This is a genomic window from Azospirillum sp. Sh1 (genome assembly GCF_008365135.1).
Taxonomy (GTDB): domain Bacteria; phylum Pseudomonadota; class Alphaproteobacteria; order Azospirillales; family Azospirillaceae; genus Azospirillum; species Azospirillum oryzae.
Genome location: NZ_VTTK01000002.1, coordinates 93533 through 111165, shown reverse-complemented (window position 1 = coordinate 111165; position 17633 = coordinate 93533). Strand labels below are relative to the sequence as shown.

Here is a 17633-nt window from a genome sequence, read left to right as displayed (position 1 = left end):
GAAGTCGGCGATGACGGACAAAGGGCGATGACGGACAAGGACGGATCGTCCGGGCATGGACCGAGCCTGAAGACGCGCCTCTATGCGTGGTGGGAAGGCTATGACCTCTCCGGACTGAAGGCGAAGAAGGGCGAGGAGCAGCCGCACCAGCCCGAACAACCGCAGCCTGCCGCACCCGGCCCCGGGATGAACCGCTGGGGAAAGCCGCTGTGGACCGCCACCCGCATCGAGGTGGCGGAGAAGATGTGGGGCGAGGGCTTCAACACCCCCGGCGGCGCCGATCACATTCCCTATCTGGTCAAGCCGCTGGGCCTGAACCCGGCGATGAGCGTGCTCGACCTCGCCGCCGGGCTGGGCGGCACCAGCCGCACCATGGCCGGCAAGTACGGCTGCTGGGTCACCGGTCTGGAGGCGTCGGAACTGCTGGCGAAGGAGGGGATGGTCCGCTCCTTCAAGCTGGGGCTGGAGAAGAAGGCGCCGATCGAGACCTTCAATCCCGAACATTTCGGCTATCCCAAGCGCGTCGACGCCATCGTCTACAAGGAAGGCCTGTTCTTCGTCCGCGACAAGGAACAGATGTTCGACGGAATGGAACTGGCTCTGAAGCCGCGCGGCCACCTGCTGATCACCGACTATATCGCCGAAGCGGATGTGATGGGCGCCAAGGCGATCCAGAGCTGGTGCGACAAGGAGCCGTTGACGCCGAACCTGTGGCCGAAGGACCGTATGGCGAACGCGTTCGCCCAGCGCAACCTCGACCTCCGCATCGCGGAGGACATCTCCGACACCCATCGCGGCCTGATCCTGTCCGCCATCCAGGGGCTGGTCGAACATCTGGAGAAATTCCAACTCGACACCCCCACCAAGCTGGCGGTGATGGAGGAGGTCGAGTTGTGGGCCCGCCGCGTCGCCGCCATCGAGGCCGGCGTGCGGGTGTACCGCTTCTACGCGATCAAACCGGCGGAGTAGGGGGCGTTACGCCCCCGCCCCAAAAAACTTTTGCGCGATTGCATTTTCCCCCTTGAGTGCGACGCCCGGTCTGGGTACATAGAGCGCCCCGCGTGACCCCAAGTAACGCGGATGCGCTTGTGGCGGAACTGGTAGACGCGCTAGGTTCAGGTCCTAGTGGCTGAAAGGCCGTGGGGGTTCGACTCCCTCCAAGCGCACCAACATCTCCAGTGTTGGTGAAGAGTAGAAGAAATATAGTGGGGCCATAGCTCAGCTGGGAGAGCGCTACAATGGCATTGTAGAGGTCAGGAGTTCGATCCTCCTTGGCTCCACCATTTCTTCCCGCCTGTCGGGGCGGTTAATTCCCGACCAATCCGGAAATTTATCGGTACAGCCACTGTGGCTATCCTGCATCAGCAAGATGCAGACAGGGTGTTACCACCTTGGGGCGCATGGCCGAACGGGTGCCGCGCACGGATAATTGCGCCTGTCGAACCGCGAGCTTTCATCTGTTCGCTTCGATTCACGCGCATCAGAACCGCATGCCATTCCGATTTTTCCGGAGCCCCCGCCATGTCCACACGGATGGAACACGGGTTGAGGACGCTTGTCCTCGCCCTTTACGATGAAGCTGCATTGACGGCGGCTGCCAAGGGCCTGACCGGGCTGTTGGCCGAACGGGCGGCTTTGTGCGAGGCGGCAAGCCTCGCCTCCGTCACGGCCCGTCGTGCGGTGTCCGAAGAGGAGGTGTTGCGCCTCGTGCTGTCGGCACGCCGGCTCCAGCGGCTCGGCGGCACGCGCGACGACCGGCCGGTGTTTGTCCCCGGCCTGGCGTCGATCCCGCCCGTGCATCGGGCGGCCGAGGCGATGAAGCCGCGTCGCGGCCGTCTGGCGCTGTGGGCGATGCGGTCGCTCGCCCGGAATCCCTCGGCGCCGCTGATCTGACGCGCGCCGCACTCCGGAACGGGCCGCTGTCGCTTTTCGCCGCAGCGGCCCGTCGCCACATAGGTTGATTGGGGCCGGTCAATTGGAGGCGGCCGCATTCGGCGCGGCTCCGACGCTCTCCTGCGAGGGGGAGCTATCGCGGATGCGCGCTGGTGCGCTGCAGCGGGACGGGTTACATACGCAAGGCTGTGCTTGCGTCGCAGCGATTGCGTCGCGAGCATCCGCGCCTGCGTCGGATTGGCCTCCCCCGGAGTTGACCGTTGACCAGTGGACCGTTGACCAGCTTGCTGCCCGTCTCCCTTTCCACGCGCCCGTCCGCCGCCGCTGCGCGCCGTCCGGCTCGCCGGCACTGACATCCGGGGATCGGAACCGGCATGCGCAGGACGACGATGAAGCCGCGGGCCGATTGGCGCCCGGGCCTCCGCAAATATCCCTATGGTGTGCGCGCCATGTCGGCCGGAGCCGCCTGGCGGGAGGACACCGTCTATGAGTTCACCGCTTCGCAGATCGACCTGATCGAAAGCGTTGCTGACGAGCTGCACAGCATGATCGCGGTCGCCGTGCGCCATGTGATGGAGCACAAGCTGTTCGCCTCGCTCGGCATCCGCGGCGACCTCGCGCGCCTGCTGGAGGCGTCGTGGCTCGATTACTGGGCCGGCGGGCGGCGAAACGAACGGGCGGGCGGGCTCGCCGGACGATTGACGCTGGCCTATGACGGGCGCGACAGCGTCAAACTGCTGGGCTGCAATTACGACACCTGCGAGGGGCTGTTCGCCGCCTCGCTGATTCAGCGCAACTGGCGCGAGGCGATGGCCCCCGACGCCAACCAGTTCAACGGTCTGCACGAGGCGCTGGTGGAGCGGTGGGAGGAACTGGCGACGGGCGTACAGGGGCGCGGCCGCATGCATGCGACCTGCGCCACCCCCGATCCGGTGCGCGAGGGCGAACTGGTCTATCTCGCCGCCACCGCGGCGGAGGCCGGCATCGACACCCGCCTGCTGCCGCTGCAGTCCATCGCCTGGGACGGCCGTCGCTTCCTGGATGACGAGGGGCAGCCGATCTCCTGGCTGGCGAAGCTCTACCCCTGGGACGGGCTGGCCGACGACGGGTTCCTTCAGCGGCTGCGCAGCAGCGGCATGAGCGTGCTGTCCCCGCTGTGGTGCTGGCTGTGGTCGAACCACGGGCTGTTGGCGGTGCTGTCCTATCTCTATCCACGCCACCCGAACCTGTGCCGTGCGGCGCTGGATCCCAGCGGCGTGGCCGGAGCCGACATGGTGACCGTGCGCGCGCTGCATGGGCTGGACGGCGCGCCGAGCCGCATCCTGGAGCAGGGGGCGGTGATCGCCGACGACGGGCCGGACATCGGCGAGGATGTCGCGGCCCATGGCGCGGTCTGGCTGGAAACACCGCCCTGCTTCCGCGAGGAGGACACGCGCGCCGTCCTGCACGCCTGGATCGTCGGCGACAAATGCCTGGGCATGGGGGTGCGGGAATCGGCCGATCCGCGCCTGGGCTCCGGCGTCGGCCCGGATTCGGCGATGATCCCGCACCTGTTCAGGGGCTGATCGCTCCGGTTAGATCGGATCGCGTAAAATCGGAATCGATTTGGAGCGTGAATCCGATCGCCAAACATAAAGCTACAGCGCCGTTAGGGAGCGAAGGGGTTCTTGAGCGCCGGGCCGAAGGTCGCCTTGCGGGCGGCGCGCCAGATATTCTCGGCCGCCACATCGTTGCCGCGGTCGGCGATTGCCATGCCGGCCACGCCCGGCTGATGGCTGAGCCAGTCGCGCAACAGGTTTTCAAAACGCGTGACCTCGCGCGGGTCGTCGCTGGTCATGGTGATCGAAACGGTCAATTCGGTGGTCACGGTCGGTTCCCTCCTGACGGTTGGACGGGCCGGCAAATCCGGCAATTCCGCCGGACCGGCACCGTGGACGCGAAGGTGCCCCCTATGCACAGTTCCAAGCCTGCGCGCCCGTCCCGGCCCGCGCAATGAAAAAGGCGGGGTATGACCCCGCCTTCCGTGCCGCCGGTTTGTCGGAAAAATCTTCCGCCGGATCCGTCCGACCGTCCGGTTACTTTGTGTCCGACTTGCTACCCGGGCTGGCGATGCTGGCGATCTGCTTCTGCAGCTCGTCGATCTGCTTCTGCAATTCGTCGAACGTCACGCCGCCCGGTCCGGCGGGCGGGTTTGCGGACGACGGGCCGGGCTGGCCGGCCGGGCGCTGGCCGCCGGGAATCTCGTCCGGGCCGCCGGCGGCGCCGAAGGGCGTGAACATGCGCATGGCGCGCTCGAACATCGCCATGTTCTGCTTGCTGACCTCGTCCAGCCGGCCGAACGGGAAGATGCCGCCCAGCGTGTTCTGGAAATAGTCGCGCATCTGCTCCTGATTGCGGGAGAAGGCCTGCATCGAATATTCGAGATAGCGCGGCACCACCGACTGCATGTTGTCGCCGTAGAAGCCGATCAGCTGGCGCAGGAAGCTGATGGGCAGCAGGTTCTGCCCCTTGCTTTCCTCTTCCACGATGATCTGGGTCAGGACGGACCGGGTGATGTCTTCACCGGTCTTCGCGTCATAGACCACGAAATCCAAGCCGTCCTTCACCATCTGGCACAGATGGTCCAGCGTGACGTAGCTGCTGGTGGCGGTATTGTAGAGCCGCCGGTTGGCGTACTTCTTGATCGTGATCGGAGCGGACTTCTGGTCTTCCTTGTCGGCCATCGCGGACTCTTTCAAGAAGGGACGTGTTCCAGGGCTGGTGTTCCGGAACACGCGGGACAGGCGGCGGAAATTGTTCCGTCATTAGGACTACTCGAAGGGATAGCAATTTGTCCAGCGTTGCGCCGCGGCATAGCGCCGCGGTTGCGTTGGTTCAGCCGGTGCAGACGGAGAAATGGAACGCGCCCGGGCCACTCCCGCCGATACCCGAAAGGTCAGGTGACCCGCCATGCCGGACTGGTCAATCCGGCCCCGCCGCCCCTATAATCCGGCCATGGCCGACCCGTCGAACCCAGACCGTCCTTCCGATCAATCGTCCGGCGATCCGCCTTCCTACGAATCGCTGGCGCGCCGCTATCTGGACCTGTGGCAGGACCAATGGACGGCCAGCGCCGCCGATCCGGAAGCGGCGGACATGATGACCCGTCTGTTCCAGATGATGGGGCAGGGCGCCGGGGCGTTGGGTTTTGGAATGGGCGGTTTCGGAATGGGCGGGTTCGGCGCCGGCTCCATGGCCGGCACCGGCTGGGATCCCCGCCCGTGGCCATTCCCGAACACCGGCTACCCCCAACACGGACAGCCTTCCGATGAGCGATCGTCTGGCGGACGACAGGCAGGCGGGGGGGACTCCGCCCGGCACAGGGACAAGGCCGGGGAGGCGGCAGGGGCCGCGCCCGCTGGCCCTGCATCTGACGGCGGCTCTGGGCAGCTTGCTCAGCTCCTCGGCCGCATTGCCGCTCTTGAGGAACGGCTTGCTGCCCTGGAGTCCGGCCCTGCGGGACCGGGCGGCGGCGCTCAGGGACGAAATGTCGCAGGCCGACCGGATGACCCCGGACAGAAGGCCGGACGGAGCCCTGGCCGGGGTGGCGGACGGCGCCGACCGCCTGACCGGTGAAGTCGACCGCGAGATTCGCCGCCGCATCGACGCCGTCCTGACCGGGATCGAGCGGTATCGCCACCACCCCTACCGCCGCGACCTGCCCGACCCGCCGGTGGTCTGGACGGAAGGCGGATCGCGCCTGCTGGATTATGGCGATGGGGCCGGCGGTAATGGGGCGGGTGGCCGGCCGGTGCTGTTCGTGCCGTCGCTGGTCAATCGCGGCTATATCCTGGACCTGTCGCGGGACAAGAGCCTGATGCGCTGGCTGGCGGCGCACGGCTTCCGGCCGCTGCTGCTGGACTGGGGCAGGCCGGGGCCGCTGGAGCGCCGCTTCACCCTGACCGATTACATCGCCGGCCGGCTGGAGCGGGCGCTGGACTTCGTCGTCGAGACGGTGGGGGCGCCGGTGCCGGTGGCCGGCTATTGCATGGGCGGGCTGCTGGCCGCGGCGCTGGCGCAGCGCCGGCCGCGCGCCGTCGCCGGGCTGGTGCTGATGGCCACGCCGTGGGATTTCCACGCGGAGGATGCAGCCACCGCGCGTCGGGTGGCGACCTTCATCCAGCCCTGGGGTCCGGTTCTGGACCGCTGGGGCGAGTTGCCGACCGACGCGCTGCAGGCGCTGTTCGCCCAGCTCGACCCGCTGCTGGCGCTGAAGAAATTCACCAGCTTCGCCCGCATGGTGCCGGACTCCCGCGCCGCGGCCGCCTTCGTCGCGCTGGAGGATTGGCTGAACGACGGGGTGCCGCTGGTGGCCGGGGTGGCGCGCGACGCGCTGGCCGGCTGGTACGGGCGCAACGACACCATGGCCGGCACCTGGATGATCGCCGGCCTGCCGGTCGATCCGGGCGCCATCCGCGTGCCCACCCTGGCCCTGATCCCGGAGCGCGACCGCATCGTCCCGCCGGCCTCCGCCCTGGCGCTGGGCGCCGCGATCCCCGGTGCCCGGATCCTGCGCCCCCCGCTCGGCCATATCGGAATGGTCGTGAGTGCGGGCGCCGAGACCGGAGTGTGGAAGCCGCTGGCCGAATGGCTTGCTGCGACAGGTTAGCGCCGCGACCTTCAGCCAGCTTGCACCTGTCATGTTGCCCGACTTAAGGTAACAATCACTCCGAGCGTCCCACCAGCGCTATAATAAAACTGTCCTATTTCGAGGAGCGTTCAATGACCGAAGTCGTCATCGCCGGTGCCGCCCGTACGCCCATCGGCAGCTTCAACGGTGCCCTCAGCGCCGTTCCCGCCCACGTCCTGGGCGAGGTCGCGATCCGCGAAGCGCTGGCCCGCGCCAAGACCGACGCGGCGGAAGTGAACGAGGTCATCTTTGGCCAGATCCTGACCGCCGGCCAGGGCCAGAACCCGGCCCGCCAGGCCGCCGTCAACGCCGGCATCCCGGTGGAGGCCACCGCCATCGGCGTCAACCAGCTCTGCGGTTCCGGCCTGCGCACCGTGGCGCTCGGCTATCAGGCGATCAAGAACGGCGACGCCGATATCCTGGTCGTCGGCGGCCAGGAGAGCATGAGCATGGCGCCGCACGTCATGCACCTGCGCAACGGCACCAAGATGGGTTCCGCCGAACTGCTCGATACCATGCTGCGCGACGGCCTGACCGACGCCTTCCATGGCTATCACATGGGCAACACCGCGGAAAACGTCGCCCAGAAGTGGCAGCTGACCCGCCAGGAGCAGGACGCCTTCGCCGCCGCCAGCCAGCAGAAGGCCGAGGCCGCCCAGAAGGCCGGCCGCTTCAAGGACGAAATCGTCCCGGTCACCATCAAGGGCCGCAAGGGCGACGTCGTCGTGTCGGACGACGAGTATCCGAAGCACGGCACCACGGTGGAATCGCTGGCCAAGCTGCGCCCGGCCTTCTCGAAGGACGGCACGGTGACCGCCGGCAACGCCTCGGGCATCAATGACGGCGCCGCCGCCCTGGTGCTGATGACGGCGGAGAACGCGGCCAAGCGCGGCATCACCCCGCTGGCCCGCATCGTCTCCTGGGCGACCGCCGGCGTCGATCCGTCGATCATGGGCACCGGCCCGATCCCGGCCTCGCGCAAGGCGCTGGAAAAGGCCGGCTGGACCGTCGACGACCTCGACCTGATCGAGGCGAACGAGGCCTTCGCCGCCCAGGCGCTGGCCGTCAACAAGGACCTGGGCTGGGACACCAGCAAGGTCAACGTCAATGGCGGCGCCATCGCGCTCGGCCACCCGGTCGGTGCTTCGGGCGCCCGCGTGCTGACCACGCTGCTGTTCGAAATGCAGAAGCGTGACGCGAAGAAGGGCCTCGCCACCCTGTGTATCGGCGGCGGCATGGGCATCGCCCTCTGCGTCCAGCGCGACTGATGACCGGACGGGCCGCTTTCCAACCTGGGAAACGGCCCGCTTCGCTTAAGGCTCGGGACATCCGCCGGACCTGCGGAGGGAGTCCCGTGCCCAACAATAAAAAGTCAAAGAAACCAACCAATCATCACTAAATCTGGGGAGAAGAACTATGGCTCGTGTTGCAGTCGTCACTGGGGGCACCCGCGGCATCGGCGAGGCGGTTGCCGTCGCCCTGAAGAATGCCGGTTACAAGGTCGCCGCCACCTATGCCGGCAACGATCAGGCGGCCGAGGAGTTCACCGCCCGCACCGGCATCCCGACCTACAAGTTCGACGTCGCGGATTTCGACGCCTGCAAGAAGGGGATCGCCGCGATCGAGTCCGACCTGGGCCCGGTCGACGTGCTCATCAACAACGCCGGCATCACCCGTGACGGCGTGATGCACCGCATGACCTACGATCAGTGGGAGAAGGTGATCCACACCAACCTGTCCTCCTGCTTCAACATGTGCCGCAACGTCATCGACGGCATGCGCGAGCGTGGTTTCGGCCGCATCGTCAACATCGGCTCGGTCAACGGCCAGGCCGGCCAGTACGGTCAGGTCAACTACGCCGCGGCGAAGTCCGGCATCCACGGCTTCACCAAGGCGCTGGCGCAGGAGAGTGCGGCCAAGGGCATCACCGTCAACGCCATCGCCCCCGGCTACATCGACACCGACATGGTGCGCGCGGTGCCGGCCAACGTGCTGGAGAAGATCGTCGCCCGCATCCCGGTCGGCCGCCTGGGCCGCGCGTCGGAGATCGCCAAGGCCGTGCTGTACCTCGTCGACGACGACAACGGCTTCATGACCGGCTCGACCCTGTCGGTCAACGGCGGCCAGCACATGTATTGATCCCAGGCCCTGATCCCTTGGCCGGGTCTCGCACCCCGGTCCCTGAGAGGTGACGAAGCCCCTTTCCCGCTTCCGGATGGACCCCTGGTCCGCCAGGGGCGGGGAAGGGGTTTTGTTTTGTGCGGGTGGCGGCGTCCTGTATTTTGAGGTGGAGGTGGTTATGGTAACGGACACATCGAAGCAGCCGATCGATGGCATGGACGAGCACTCGCAAAGCACGATCGACCTGCTTCGGCGGCTGATTGCTCAGCGGCTGGCCGGGCCATTTATTGATGCTGACGAGTTCAACACACTACTCGCCGCCCGGCGAAACCGACGTCGGAAGGAAGGCTCGGCGAGCTAAGCGCCAATACAGGTCTTTCTCCGCATTTCCGCTCCACCGCACTTGACGGACCGGCCGCCGAGTTGAAGGTTATCGTCCGTTTCGGATGCACCACCACATTGGACACCCCGCGATGCCCTACACCTCGTTGCGTGACTTCATCGACCGGCTGGAAAAGGCGGGGCGGCTGGTGGTGGTGAAGGAACCGGTGTCCACCGTGCTTGAGATGACCGAGATCCAGACCCGCCTGCTGGCCGAGAACGGCCCGGCGGTGCTGTTCGAGAATGTCGTCAAGGCCGACGGCACGCGCTCCGAGATGCCGGTGCTGGTCAACCTGTTCGGCACGGTGGAGCGGGTCGCCTGGGGCATGGACCGCGAGCCGCACCAGCTGCGCGCGGTCGGCGAAACGCTGGCCTTCCTCAAGCAGCCGGAGCCGCCGGGCGGCTTCCGCGAGGCGCTGGAACTGATCCCGCTTGCCAAGACCGTGTTGTCGATGAAGCCGAAGACCGTCGGCTCGGCGCCGTGCCAGGAGGTGGTGCTGACCGGCGACGACATCGACCTCGGCCGCCTGCCGGTGCAGAGCTGCTGGCCGGGCGAGCCGGCGCCGCTCATCACCTGGCCGCTGGTGGTGACCAAGGGGCCGACGGGGAAGCGCGAGGACGACTTCAACCTCGGCATCTACCGCATGCAGGTGCTGGGCAGGAACAAGACCATCATGCGCTGGCTGAAGCACCGCGGCGGCGCCCAGCACCATCACCGCTGGGCCGCCCATCAAGACAAAAAGGGCGGAAAGCGCGAGCCGCTGCCCTGCGCCGTCGTGCTGGGGGCCGATCCCGGCACCATCCTGGCGGCGGTGACGCCGGTGCCCGACACCCTGTCCGAATACCAGTTCGCCGGCCTGCTGCGCGGCAAGAAGGTGGAACTGGTGGATTGCAGGACGGTGCCGCTGAAGGTGCCGGCCCAGGCGGAGATCGTGCTGGAAGGCCATGTCAGCCTGGACGAGTACGCCGACGAGGGGCCCTACGGCGATCACACCGGCTATTACAATTCGGTCGAGCCCTTCCCGGTCTTCACCGTCACCGCCATGACGATGCGGCGCAAGCCGATCTACCTGTCTACCTTCACCGGCCGTCCGCCCGACGAGCCGTCGGTGCTGGGCGAGGCGCTGAACGAGGTGTTCATCCCGCTGCTGGTCCAGCAATTCCCGGAAATCGTCGATTTCTGGCTGCCGCCGGAAGGCTGCTCCTACCGCATCGCGGTGGTCAGCATGAAGAAGGCCTATCCCGGCCATGCCAAGCGGGTGATGATGGGCGTCTGGTCCTTCCTGCGCCAGTTCATGTACACGAAGTGGGTGATCGTCGTGGACGACGACATCGACGCGCGGAACTGGAAGGACGTGATGTGGGCGATCTCCACCCGCATGGACCCGGCCCGCGACATCACGGTGATCGAGGGCACGCCGATCGACTATCTCGACTTCGCCAGCCCGGAATCGGGGCTTGGCGGCAAGGTCGGTCTGGACGCCACCAACAAATGGCCGCCGGAGACCAAGCGCGAATGGGGCGAGAAGCTCCACATGACCGATGAGGTCGTGGAGAAGGTCAGCCGCAAATGGGACCTGTACGGCCTGCCCGGCAGCGGGAAGCCGATCTGGAAGTGAAGTGAGCGCCCTCTCCCGGCTTGGGTCGGGAGAGGGACACGATCACCGCCGCGGGTCGCGGCTCAGGCCCTTGGCCTGCAACTCCTCAAGATATTCGGCCCACAGGGTCTCCTGTTCGGTGCCGATCTCGTAGAGGTATTTCCAGCTGTAGATGCCGCTGTCGTGCAAATCGTCGAAGACGATGCGGATGGCATAGTTGCCGACCGGCTCCAGACGCATGATGCCGACATGGCGGCGGCCGGCGACGGTCTGCTTCTGGCTGGGGTTGTGGCCCTGCACCTCGGCGGACGGGCTGACCACGCGCAGGAACTCCGCCGGGTAGGAGAAGGTCCGGCCGTCGTCGAAATCGACCTCCAGCCGCTTCTCCTCCTTCTTCAGGCGGATTTCGGTCGGCCAATGGACCGTTCCGAAGCCGTCATCACTCATCGCTGCGACCCCGCCTTGTCCAGGCTGCGGGCCTCGTCGATCAGCATGATCGGAATGCCGTCGCGAATCGGATAGGCCAGCCCGGCGCGCTCGCTTACCAGTTCGGCGCGTTCGGCATCATAGCGCAGCGGACCCTTGGTCAGCGGGCAGACCAGAATCTCCAGCAGCTTCGGGTCGACGCGGGCGTTGGTTTTCGCGTCGCTGCTCTTGTCCTCGGGCGTCGCCATGTCGTGTCTCATAATGATTGGAAGAAGGGCGGTGATTGGAAGACCGTCAATGCTTGGGCGGCGGACCGTCCCCGTCATGGCTGTCGAGAATGGCCATCTCGACCAGTCCGATCAAGAGCTTCCCGCGTTCCGCCAGGGTCGGCGCCTCCAGCAGCGCCTGTTTTTCGCCGGGCGTGAAGGGGCAGATCATCGCCAGAGAGTTGACCAGCCGCTCGTCCAGCGTCGATTCGATGGATTTCCAGTCCACCGACAGGCCCTGGACGCGGAAATAGGTCTTCAGCGCGCCGAGCAGCCGGTTGCGGTCGATATCGCCGCAGGCCTCGGGCTCCAGATCGGCGCGGAAGGGGCGCCAGTCGGGAACCACCCGGCGGTAGCCGCGGGTGCCCTCCACCTCGCGTCCGATCTCGAACCGGGCGACTCCGGTCAGGGTGATCAGAAGGCGGCCGTCGTCGGACTCGGCGAAGCTGGTGATGCGGCCGGCGCAGCCGCAGGGATAGACGGCCGGCTCGCGCTCGCGTCCGGCCGGGTCGAGGGGCTGGACCATGCCGATCATGCGACCGCTGCCCAGCGCGTCCTCGACCATGGCGAGGTAGCGGGGCTCGAAAATGTTCAGCGGCAGCCGCGCCCGCGGCAGCAGCAGAACGCCGGCCAGCGGGAAGATCGGCATCATCGCCGGCAACTGGCTGAACTCAGGGTCGAAGGGGTATCTGGTGGGGTTTCTGGTCATGCCAATCAGATAGAACCCCTTCGCCGATGGAACAGCCGTCCTGTTTTCGGAAAAGCGTCAGCTGAACATCATGGTCGACAGACGGCGGCGGGTCTTCACCGTCAGCGGGTCGGTCTGGCCGAACGCCTCGAAGAACTTCACCAGCTGCTTGCGGGCGCCGTCGTCGTTCCAGGTCCGGTCGCGCTTGAAGATTTCCAGAAGCTCGTCCACCGCCGCCTCACGCTTGCCGGCGGCGAACAGCGCCATGGCGAGGTCGAAGCGCGAAGCATGGTCGTTCGGATCGTGGGCGACCTTCTCCATCAGCTCCGGGATCGGGCCGGCGTTGGCGGCCTGCTCCGCCACGTCGAGAGCGGCGCGGACGTTGGCCAGTTCCTTGTCCTTGGCGATGGCTTCCGGGGCCTGGGCCAGCATCTGCTTGGCGTTCTCCAGGTCGCCGGCGGCGATCAGGCAGCGGATGATGCCGGCATAGGCCTGGGCGTTCTCCGGCTCGGCCTGCATGATCTGGCTGTAGAGGTCGAGCGCGCCCTGCAGGTCGCCGCCCTCCATCATCTCCTTGGCCTGGGCGAAGGCCTCCTCCAGCAACTCGCCGGCGCCACCGCCGGCCCCGGCCTGCTTGGCCAGCGCCACCAGCTTGTCGACGAAGGCCTTCACCTGCGATTCGGGCAGGGCGCCCATGAAGCCGTCGACCGGACGGCCCTGGAAGAAGGCGTAGACCGCCGGGATCGACTGCACGCGCAGCTGCGAGGCGATCATCGGGTTGGCGTCGGTGTCGATCTTCACCAGGCGCACCGCGCCCTTGGCGGCGCGCACCACCTTTTCGATGATCGGACCCAGCTGCTTGCAGGGGCCGCACCAGGGTGCCCAGAAATCGACGATCACCGGGACGTCGGCCGAGGCCTCGATCACGTCCGCCATGAAGGCGCGGTCGGTGCTGTCCTTGACGATGTCGGCGGCACCGGGGGCGGCACCGGGAGCGGCGGGCTTGGACCCGTTGGCGGGGGGCATGGAGAACATGGCGTGTTTCGGTCCCGTTGGTGATGCCTGGCCCATTAGGACATCCCGGTGGGCCATGGAGTTGCCGGTCAGGCCGCTGGCGGTCCTGGACCCTGTCGTTGCCGACATATGTGAGCGCGCAAGGCGGCTCAGGCAAGCATTGCGTGGAAACGGCCGCCCTGCCGGTCAGTCCGCCCTGTCGTTCTCTGCGCGGCCGAACTCGACGATCGCCGGTTCGTGACCGCAGGCGCGGATGAAGCGCAGCAGGTCGTCGCGCCGGATCGCCGTGGTGCGGTCGTTCAGCAGCGGATGATAGTTCAGCAGGTCATGCTCCATCATCGCCTGCTGCAGGACCACGCGAACCTTGCGCTCGGTGTCGTTGACCAGGGCGAAGGGCGTGACCGATCCCGGCCGGATGCCAAGGAAGCGCCAGAGCCGCTCCGCCGAGGCGAAGGACAGCCGCGCCGACCCGATGACCTTGTCCAGCCGGTTCAGGTCGACCTGCGCATCCTCCAGCGCCACCACCAGCCAATGCTGGTCCTTCTTGTCCTTCAGGAACAGGTTCTTGCAATGGCCGCCGGGCAGGGCGCCGCGCAGGGCCTTGCTCTCCTCCACCGTGTGCAGCGGGGGGTGGCTGTGCGTGGTCGCCTGGATGCCCAGCGCGTCGAGCCGCACCAGCAACTGGTCCGGAGAGGTCGGAAGCGGCGCGTCGCCATCTGGCAGGGAGACGCCCGGAAGGGAGGTCGATGCGGTGTCCATGACAGCCCTTTTACCGGCTGTGCGGAAAATCGTCCAGACGGTGAAAAAAACTGAAACAAGGCCCTTGCATTGCGTCGGCCGATGAGTATAGTCCGCCGCACACCGCCGGACGGCACCGACAAGTTGCTGAACGGCAGTACGGAGCGCGGGCGTAGCTCAGGGGTAGAGCACAACCTTGCCAAGGTTGGGGTCGAGGGTTCGAATCCCTTCGCCCGCTCCAGTTTCCTCCGGTCATTACGCCGGAGCATGCGATCTCAAAAGGCCGGACCTTCGGGTGCCGGCCTTTCGCATTTTGGCTCCGTGACAGCTTGCGAGCTGCCCGCCTGCTCTCCAGCCTGCGCACTTAACGGATGGCTCCGCACCTTATCTCCGCGTCATCCCCGCGAAGGCGGGGATCCAGGCTTAACCCATTGGTTCGGCTTGGGAAACACTGGATCCCCGCCTTCGCGGGGATGACGGTCGATGAGGGTGTCCTTGGCTTCAAGAGCAATCAACCCTGTAGGTTCACGCCTGTGCACGCCGGTGGCGCAACCCGAGGCCCGGCCGGACGGCACACGGTCACTGCAATCCCGTTAAAACTGCGGGGAAAGCACCCGAGCGCCCTGCCGTGCATCCGCCCAGTCGCGCGCGGTCGTCGGGCGGCCGTCGGCGTCGATCAGGCCGCGGGTGAACAGTTCCTCGGCGTGGCGGATGAAGAAGGCGGCGGTGCTCGGCCGCTCCCAATGCTCCATCCAGTTCTGCTCCAGGAAGGCCAGGATCCCCGGCTGGCCCAGTTCCACTTCCCACAGCACGCCGAGCAGGGAGGTCTGCTGCTCCTCGTGCATGCAGTCCTCGAAGCACAGGCGCTTGTCGGCGCGCGCTTCCCGGCGGGCGGTGGTCTCCGGGCCAGGGCCGAGGCCGTAGTCGATCAGGGTCCGCCGCTCCGGCGTCGCGCACAGCCAGTGCGCCACCTCATGCACGATCACCGTCGCCTCGACATCGGTGCGGATCACCTTGCCGTCCCACATGAAGGAGCGGCTGGGCGGCTCGTCCAGCGTGTCGATGCCGTGGGCATGGGCAAGCCGCACCGCGTCCGCCCGATGGGCCGGCGTATCGACACCGCCGCCGGGCTCGTCCGCCGGCCGGACGGGCCAGGTGGCGGCGATCCGGCGGAAGGCGGCCCGCGCTTGGGCATGGCTGTCCAGATGGGCGTCGAAGGCGGCGATGGCCTTCGGCATGTCGTCGATGGCGATGGGGGTCAGGATCATCGCGCCTATGTGCCCAAGGGGGCGGCGTGGCGCAAGGGGAAAGTAACCGGACAAAGGAGCAGGGCTGCCCGCCAGAAGAAGGGCGCCGGCAAGCCCCGGTCCATTCGGGTCCCGCCGGCGCCATAACTGTCACCGTAGCGCTGAAGATCGGTGCCGTTTCTTACGCGGCGCGCATTTCGGCCAGGAACCGCGACACGAAGCCGCGCAGGTCGGTCGCCTCGTGGTTCAGCCCGTCGGCGGCGGTCAGCACCTCGCGCGAGGCATCGCCGGTGGAGGCCGCGGCTTCCGACACGCCGGCGATGTTGCCGGACACCTGCTGCGTGCCGCGCGCCGCCTGCTGGACGTTGCGGCTGATCTCCTTGGTGGCTGCGCCCTGTTCCTCCACCGCGGCGGCGATGGTGGTGGAGATGTGGTTGATCTCGGCGATCACCCGGCCGATCTCGGCGATGGCGCCGGCGGCCTGCCGGCTGATCTCCTGAATGCCGGCGATCTGGCTGCCGATTTCCTCCGTCGCCTTGGCGGTCTGGCTGGCGAGGTTCTTGACCTCCGAGGCCACCACGGCGAATCCCTTGCCCGCCTCGCCGGCGCGCGCCGCCTCGATGGTGGCGTTCAGCGCGAGAAGGTTGGTCTGGCTGGCGATGTCGGTGATCAACTGCACCACCTCGCCGATGCGCTGGGCGGCGTCGACCAGACCGCGGACGGTGCCGTCGGTCTTCTCGGCGGTGGCGACCGCCTGACCGGCGATGCGGGTGCTCTCCGCCACCTGCCGGCCGATCTCGGCGATGGAGGCGGTCAGTTCCTCCGTCGCTGCGGCCACCGTCTCCACGTTGCCGGTCGCTTCATTGGATGCGCTGGCGACCGCATCGGCCTGCCGGGTGGTCTGCTCCGCGGTGGCCGACATGGTCTGGGCGGTCGCCTGCAACTGGGTCGCCGCCGCCGATACCCGGCCCAGCGCCTGCAGCACCAGCCGGTCGAACTCCTGGGTCAGCCGGTCGATGCGTTCGCCGCGGCCACGCTGCGCCGCATGGTCGGCGCGTTGGGTTTCGGCAAGCCGGTCGCTCTCGATCAGGCTGTCCTTGAACACCTGCAGGGCCTTGGCCATGCCGCCGATCTCGTCGGCGCGATCCAGGCCGGGGATGTCGACACTGCGGTCGCCGCCGGCCAGCCGGGTCATGCGGTCGGTCATCGCCACCACCGGCCGCGACAGCCCGCGGCCGATCAGCAGCGCCGTCGCCAGCCCCAGGACCACGGCGACCAGCGAAGCAAGCACCATCCCGCCGCGCGCCTTGTCGAGGAAGGCGCCGGTTGCCATGCCCAGGCTCTTCTGAGCGCCGACGCTGGCTTCCGTCAGCTGTTCCGCCTCCTTGGCGATGGAATCGCCGACGGGGATCAGCACCTCGTTGACCAGCCGGTCGCGCTCGGTGGTGGCCTTGACCACGGCGTTGAAGCCGCTGACGTAGACGCGCAGCATGGCGGTGTAGGACATCGCCATCTTGCGGCGGTCCATGTCCGTCAGCTTCGCCATCATCGCGCCGCCGCGGCCGGCGGCGTCGGTGAACTGGGACCGGGTCTGGGCGGCCAGCGCCGGGGAGCCGTCGACATTGTAGCGCGTCGCCGAGATGCGGGCCGACAGCATGTGGCGCAGCGCCATGCCCGCCAGATAGGCGGCGTCGGTGTCGCCCGCCGCGCCGGCGCTGTCCATGATGCCGTCCAGCGCGGTTTCCAGCCGCGGCCCGATCTCGTCCAGGTCGGCGATGGCCTTGCTGCGCTGGTCCTGGAAATCCATCATGGCAGCGAAGGCCTCCCGATACTGGGCGATCTCCTGCGCCATGTGGTCGGCCGTCTGCAGCAGGGCGGGGTCGGTGAACAGGGCGCGGGCCTTGTCGATGGTCTGCGCCGCGTCCTCCGCGGTGCGGCGGACGGTGGCGCCGACCTCCGCATCGCCGGTCAGCAGGAAACGGGTGGCCTGCTGGCGCATCTCCAGCATCAGGGCCTGGATGCGTCCCAGCTCGTTGGTCTGCTGGCCGAGCCGCCGGTAGGTGTCCACGGCGCCGCCGGCTTCCGACAGCGCCGCAATGCCGATACCGCCGATCAGCACCAGGAACACCAGGATGCCGGCGCTGGCCGCCGTGATCTTGCTTCCTACGGAAAAGCGATTGAAAAGGCTCATGGCCGGGGCCTCCATCGGCACAGGGACGTTGCCCAACCTTGGTTCGGGGACGATCCGAAAAGGTCAGGCATTGCGACCTGTTTCAGAAAGCGTGCCACATGCCCCGGTATGGTGCGGTTGCGTGTGCCGGCAACCGGAGTGACCTGTGGGTGACGTAGGGAAATGCGGTCGTTCCGCTGCAATGGAATAAACGGCAACGGAGGATGTTTGCCTGTTTCGGCAGATCGCAGGTAACCGGGGTCCGGACGCTTTCACGGGCGGACAGACCATTTTTTGTGCCGTGGCGGTCACAGGAGAGGCATTTTGAACATCCCCCCGTATCGTGATATATGCCGAAGGGCGCAGCGGCCGACCGGGGTCGTCGCCGATCCCTTCATCTCCCGGTCCCTGACGCTTTGACC

17 protein-coding genes and 3 tRNA genes are annotated in these 17633 nt (G+C 67.2%); 11 read left to right on the top strand and 9 right to left on the bottom strand.

Going from position 1 to position 17633, the window contains the following annotated elements; translation table 11 throughout:
* Positions 1-27: 27 nt before the first annotated feature.
* From FZ029_RS03265 to FZ029_RS03245, 5 genes are all read left to right on the top strand, one after another.
* On the top strand, positions 28-969 hold the full coding sequence (locus FZ029_RS03265; RefSeq protein WP_149198049.1) for a methyltransferase domain-containing protein: 942 nt from the start codon (positions 28-30) through the stop codon (positions 967-969).
* A gap of 113 nt (positions 970-1082) precedes the next feature.
* Positions 1083-1169: transfer RNA gene (locus FZ029_RS03260), tRNA-Leu, on the top strand.
* 38 nt (positions 1170-1207) lie between these two features.
* Positions 1208-1283, top strand: a tRNA-Ala gene (locus FZ029_RS03255).
* Between the two features lie 238 nt (positions 1284-1521).
* On the top strand, positions 1522-1893 hold the full coding sequence (locus FZ029_RS03250) for a hypothetical protein (protein ID WP_149267997.1): 372 nt from the start codon (positions 1522-1524) through the stop codon (positions 1891-1893).
* A gap of 374 nt (positions 1894-2267) precedes the next feature.
* Positions 2268-3458, top strand: coding sequence for a glutathionylspermidine synthase family protein (locus FZ029_RS03245; RefSeq protein WP_149267996.1), 1191 nt, complete (start codon positions 2268-2270; stop codon positions 3456-3458).
* An 83-nt stretch (positions 3459-3541) separates the two neighbouring features.
* Here FZ029_RS03245 and FZ029_RS03240 read toward each other — a convergent pair whose 3' ends face one another.
* A complete protein-coding gene (locus FZ029_RS03240; protein WP_109075592.1) occupies positions 3542-3760 on the bottom strand; it encodes a hypothetical protein in 219 nt (72 codons plus the stop codon).
* A gap of 208 nt (positions 3761-3968) precedes the next feature.
* Positions 3969-4616, bottom strand: coding sequence for a polyhydroxyalkanoate synthesis repressor PhaR (gene phaR, locus FZ029_RS03235; RefSeq protein ID WP_149267995.1), 648 nt, complete (start codon positions 4614-4616; stop codon positions 3969-3971).
* A gap of 584 nt (positions 4617-5200) precedes the next feature.
* Here phaR and FZ029_RS03230 point away from each other — a divergent pair.
* From FZ029_RS03230 to FZ029_RS03210, 5 genes are all read left to right on the top strand, one after another.
* Positions 5201-6541, top strand: coding sequence for an alpha/beta fold hydrolase (locus FZ029_RS03230; RefSeq protein ID WP_149267994.1), 1341 nt, complete (start codon positions 5201-5203; stop codon positions 6539-6541).
* Between the two features lie 113 nt (positions 6542-6654).
* Positions 6655-7830, top strand: coding sequence for an acetyl-CoA C-acetyltransferase (locus FZ029_RS03225; protein ID WP_149267993.1), 1176 nt, complete (start codon positions 6655-6657; stop codon positions 7828-7830).
* Positions 7831-7978: 148 nt separating this feature from the next.
* Positions 7979-8701: an acetoacetyl-CoA reductase gene (phbB, locus tag FZ029_RS03220; RefSeq protein WP_149267992.1), complete on the top strand. Its 723-nt coding sequence runs from the start codon at positions 7979-7981 to the stop codon at positions 8699-8701.
* A 49-nt stretch (positions 8702-8750) separates the two neighbouring features.
* Positions 8751-9044 (top strand): hypothetical protein, encoded by a 294-nt coding sequence (locus FZ029_RS03215; protein ID WP_149267991.1) that lies wholly within the window; start codon positions 8751-8753, stop codon positions 9042-9044.
* A 112-nt stretch (positions 9045-9156) separates the two neighbouring features.
* Positions 9157-10683, top strand: coding sequence for a UbiD family decarboxylase (locus FZ029_RS03210; RefSeq protein ID WP_149267990.1), 1527 nt, complete (start codon positions 9157-9159; stop codon positions 10681-10683).
* Between the two features lie 42 nt (positions 10684-10725).
* Here the strand turns inward: FZ029_RS03210 and FZ029_RS03205 are convergent, their stop codons facing one another.
* The 5 genes from FZ029_RS03205 to FZ029_RS03185 all read right to left on the bottom strand — a co-directional run bounded on the left by FZ029_RS03205 (position 10726) and on the right by FZ029_RS03185 (position 13815).
* Entirely contained in the window at positions 10726-11109 is a 384-nt protein-coding gene (locus tag FZ029_RS03205; protein WP_149267989.1) for a DUF971 domain-containing protein, read from the bottom strand.
* A complete protein-coding gene (locus tag FZ029_RS03200; RefSeq protein WP_085090082.1) occupies positions 11106-11336 on the bottom strand; it encodes a Trm112 family protein in 231 nt (76 codons plus the stop codon). The genes FZ029_RS03205 and FZ029_RS03200 overlap by 4 nt, the downstream gene beginning before the upstream one ends.
* A gap of 46 nt (positions 11337-11382) precedes the next feature.
* On the bottom strand, positions 11383-12063 hold the full coding sequence (locus FZ029_RS03195) for an LON peptidase substrate-binding domain-containing protein (RefSeq protein ID WP_149267988.1): 681 nt from the start codon (positions 12061-12063) through the stop codon (positions 11383-11385).
* Between the two features lie 57 nt (positions 12064-12120).
* The gene (locus tag FZ029_RS03190; RefSeq protein ID WP_149267987.1) at positions 12121-13077 is read right to left on the bottom strand and encodes a co-chaperone YbbN; all 957 of its coding nucleotides are present in this window, start codon (positions 13075-13077) and stop codon (positions 12121-12123) included.
* 165 nt (positions 13078-13242) lie between these two features.
* On the bottom strand, positions 13243-13815 hold the full coding sequence (locus FZ029_RS03185; protein WP_149267986.1) for a prolyl-tRNA synthetase associated domain-containing protein: 573 nt from the start codon (positions 13813-13815) through the stop codon (positions 13243-13245).
* A 145-nt stretch (positions 13816-13960) separates the two neighbouring features.
* Between FZ029_RS03185 and FZ029_RS03180 the strand changes: the two genes are divergently transcribed.
* Positions 13961-14035 (top strand) — tRNA-Gly (locus FZ029_RS03180).
* 352 nt (positions 14036-14387) lie between these two features.
* Here the strand turns inward: FZ029_RS03180 and FZ029_RS03175 are convergent.
* Together FZ029_RS03175 and FZ029_RS03170 are read right to left on the bottom strand one after the other, a co-directional pair.
* Positions 14388-15062, bottom strand: a complete 675-nt coding sequence (locus FZ029_RS03175; RefSeq protein ID WP_149267985.1) for an elongation factor P hydroxylase — start codon at positions 15060-15062, stop codon at positions 14388-14390.
* Positions 15063-15222: 160 nt separating this feature from the next.
* Positions 15223-17232, bottom strand: a complete 2010-nt coding sequence (locus FZ029_RS03170) for a methyl-accepting chemotaxis protein (RefSeq protein ID WP_149267984.1) — start codon at positions 17230-17232, stop codon at positions 15223-15225.
* Positions 17233-17633: the final 401 nt, after the last annotated feature.

Excerpts from the sequence above, each read along its gene's own strand:
- FZ029_RS03265 (WP_149198049.1), top strand. The coding sequence starts at position 28 with ATGACGGACAAGGACGGATCGTCCGGGCATGGACCGAGCCTGAAGACG.
- FZ029_RS03250 (WP_149267997.1), top strand. The coding sequence starts at position 1,522 with ATGTCCACACGGATGGAACACGGGTTGAGGACGCTTGTCCTCGCCCTT.
- FZ029_RS03245 (WP_149267996.1), top strand. The coding sequence starts at position 2,268 with ATGCGCAGGACGACGATGAAGCCGCGGGCCGATTGGCGCCCGGGCCTC.
- phaR (WP_149267995.1), bottom strand. The coding sequence starts at position 4,616 with ATGGCCGACAAGGAAGACCAGAAGTCCGCTCCGATCACGATCAAGAAG.
- FZ029_RS03230 (WP_149267994.1), top strand. The coding sequence starts at position 5,201 with ATGAGCGATCGTCTGGCGGACGACAGGCAGGCGGGGGGGACTCCGCCC.
- FZ029_RS03225 (WP_149267993.1), top strand. The coding sequence starts at position 6,655 with ATGACCGAAGTCGTCATCGCCGGTGCCGCCCGTACGCCCATCGGCAGC.
- phbB (WP_149267992.1), top strand. The coding sequence starts at position 7,979 with ATGGCTCGTGTTGCAGTCGTCACTGGGGGCACCCGCGGCATCGGCGAG.
- FZ029_RS03210 (WP_149267990.1), top strand. The coding sequence starts at position 9,157 with ATGCCCTACACCTCGTTGCGTGACTTCATCGACCGGCTGGAAAAGGCG.
- FZ029_RS03205 (WP_149267989.1), bottom strand. The coding sequence starts at position 11,109 with ATGAGTGATGACGGCTTCGGAACGGTCCATTGGCCGACCGAAATCCGC.
- FZ029_RS03200 (WP_085090082.1), bottom strand. The coding sequence starts at position 11,336 with ATGGCGACGCCCGAGGACAAGAGCAGCGACGCGAAAACCAACGCCCGC.
- FZ029_RS03195 (WP_149267988.1), bottom strand. The coding sequence starts at position 12,063 with ATGACCAGAAACCCCACCAGATACCCCTTCGACCCTGAGTTCAGCCAG.
- FZ029_RS03190 (WP_149267987.1), bottom strand. The coding sequence starts at position 13,077 with ATGTTCTCCATGCCCCCCGCCAACGGGTCCAAGCCCGCCGCTCCCGGT.
- FZ029_RS03185 (WP_149267986.1), bottom strand. The coding sequence starts at position 13,815 with ATGGACACCGCATCGACCTCCCTTCCGGGCGTCTCCCTGCCAGATGGC.
- FZ029_RS03175 (WP_149267985.1), bottom strand. The coding sequence starts at position 15,062 with ATGATCCTGACCCCCATCGCCATCGACGACATGCCGAAGGCCATCGCC.
- FZ029_RS03170 (WP_149267984.1), bottom strand. The coding sequence starts at position 17,232 with ATGAGCCTTTTCAATCGCTTTTCCGTAGGAAGCAAGATCACGGCGGCC.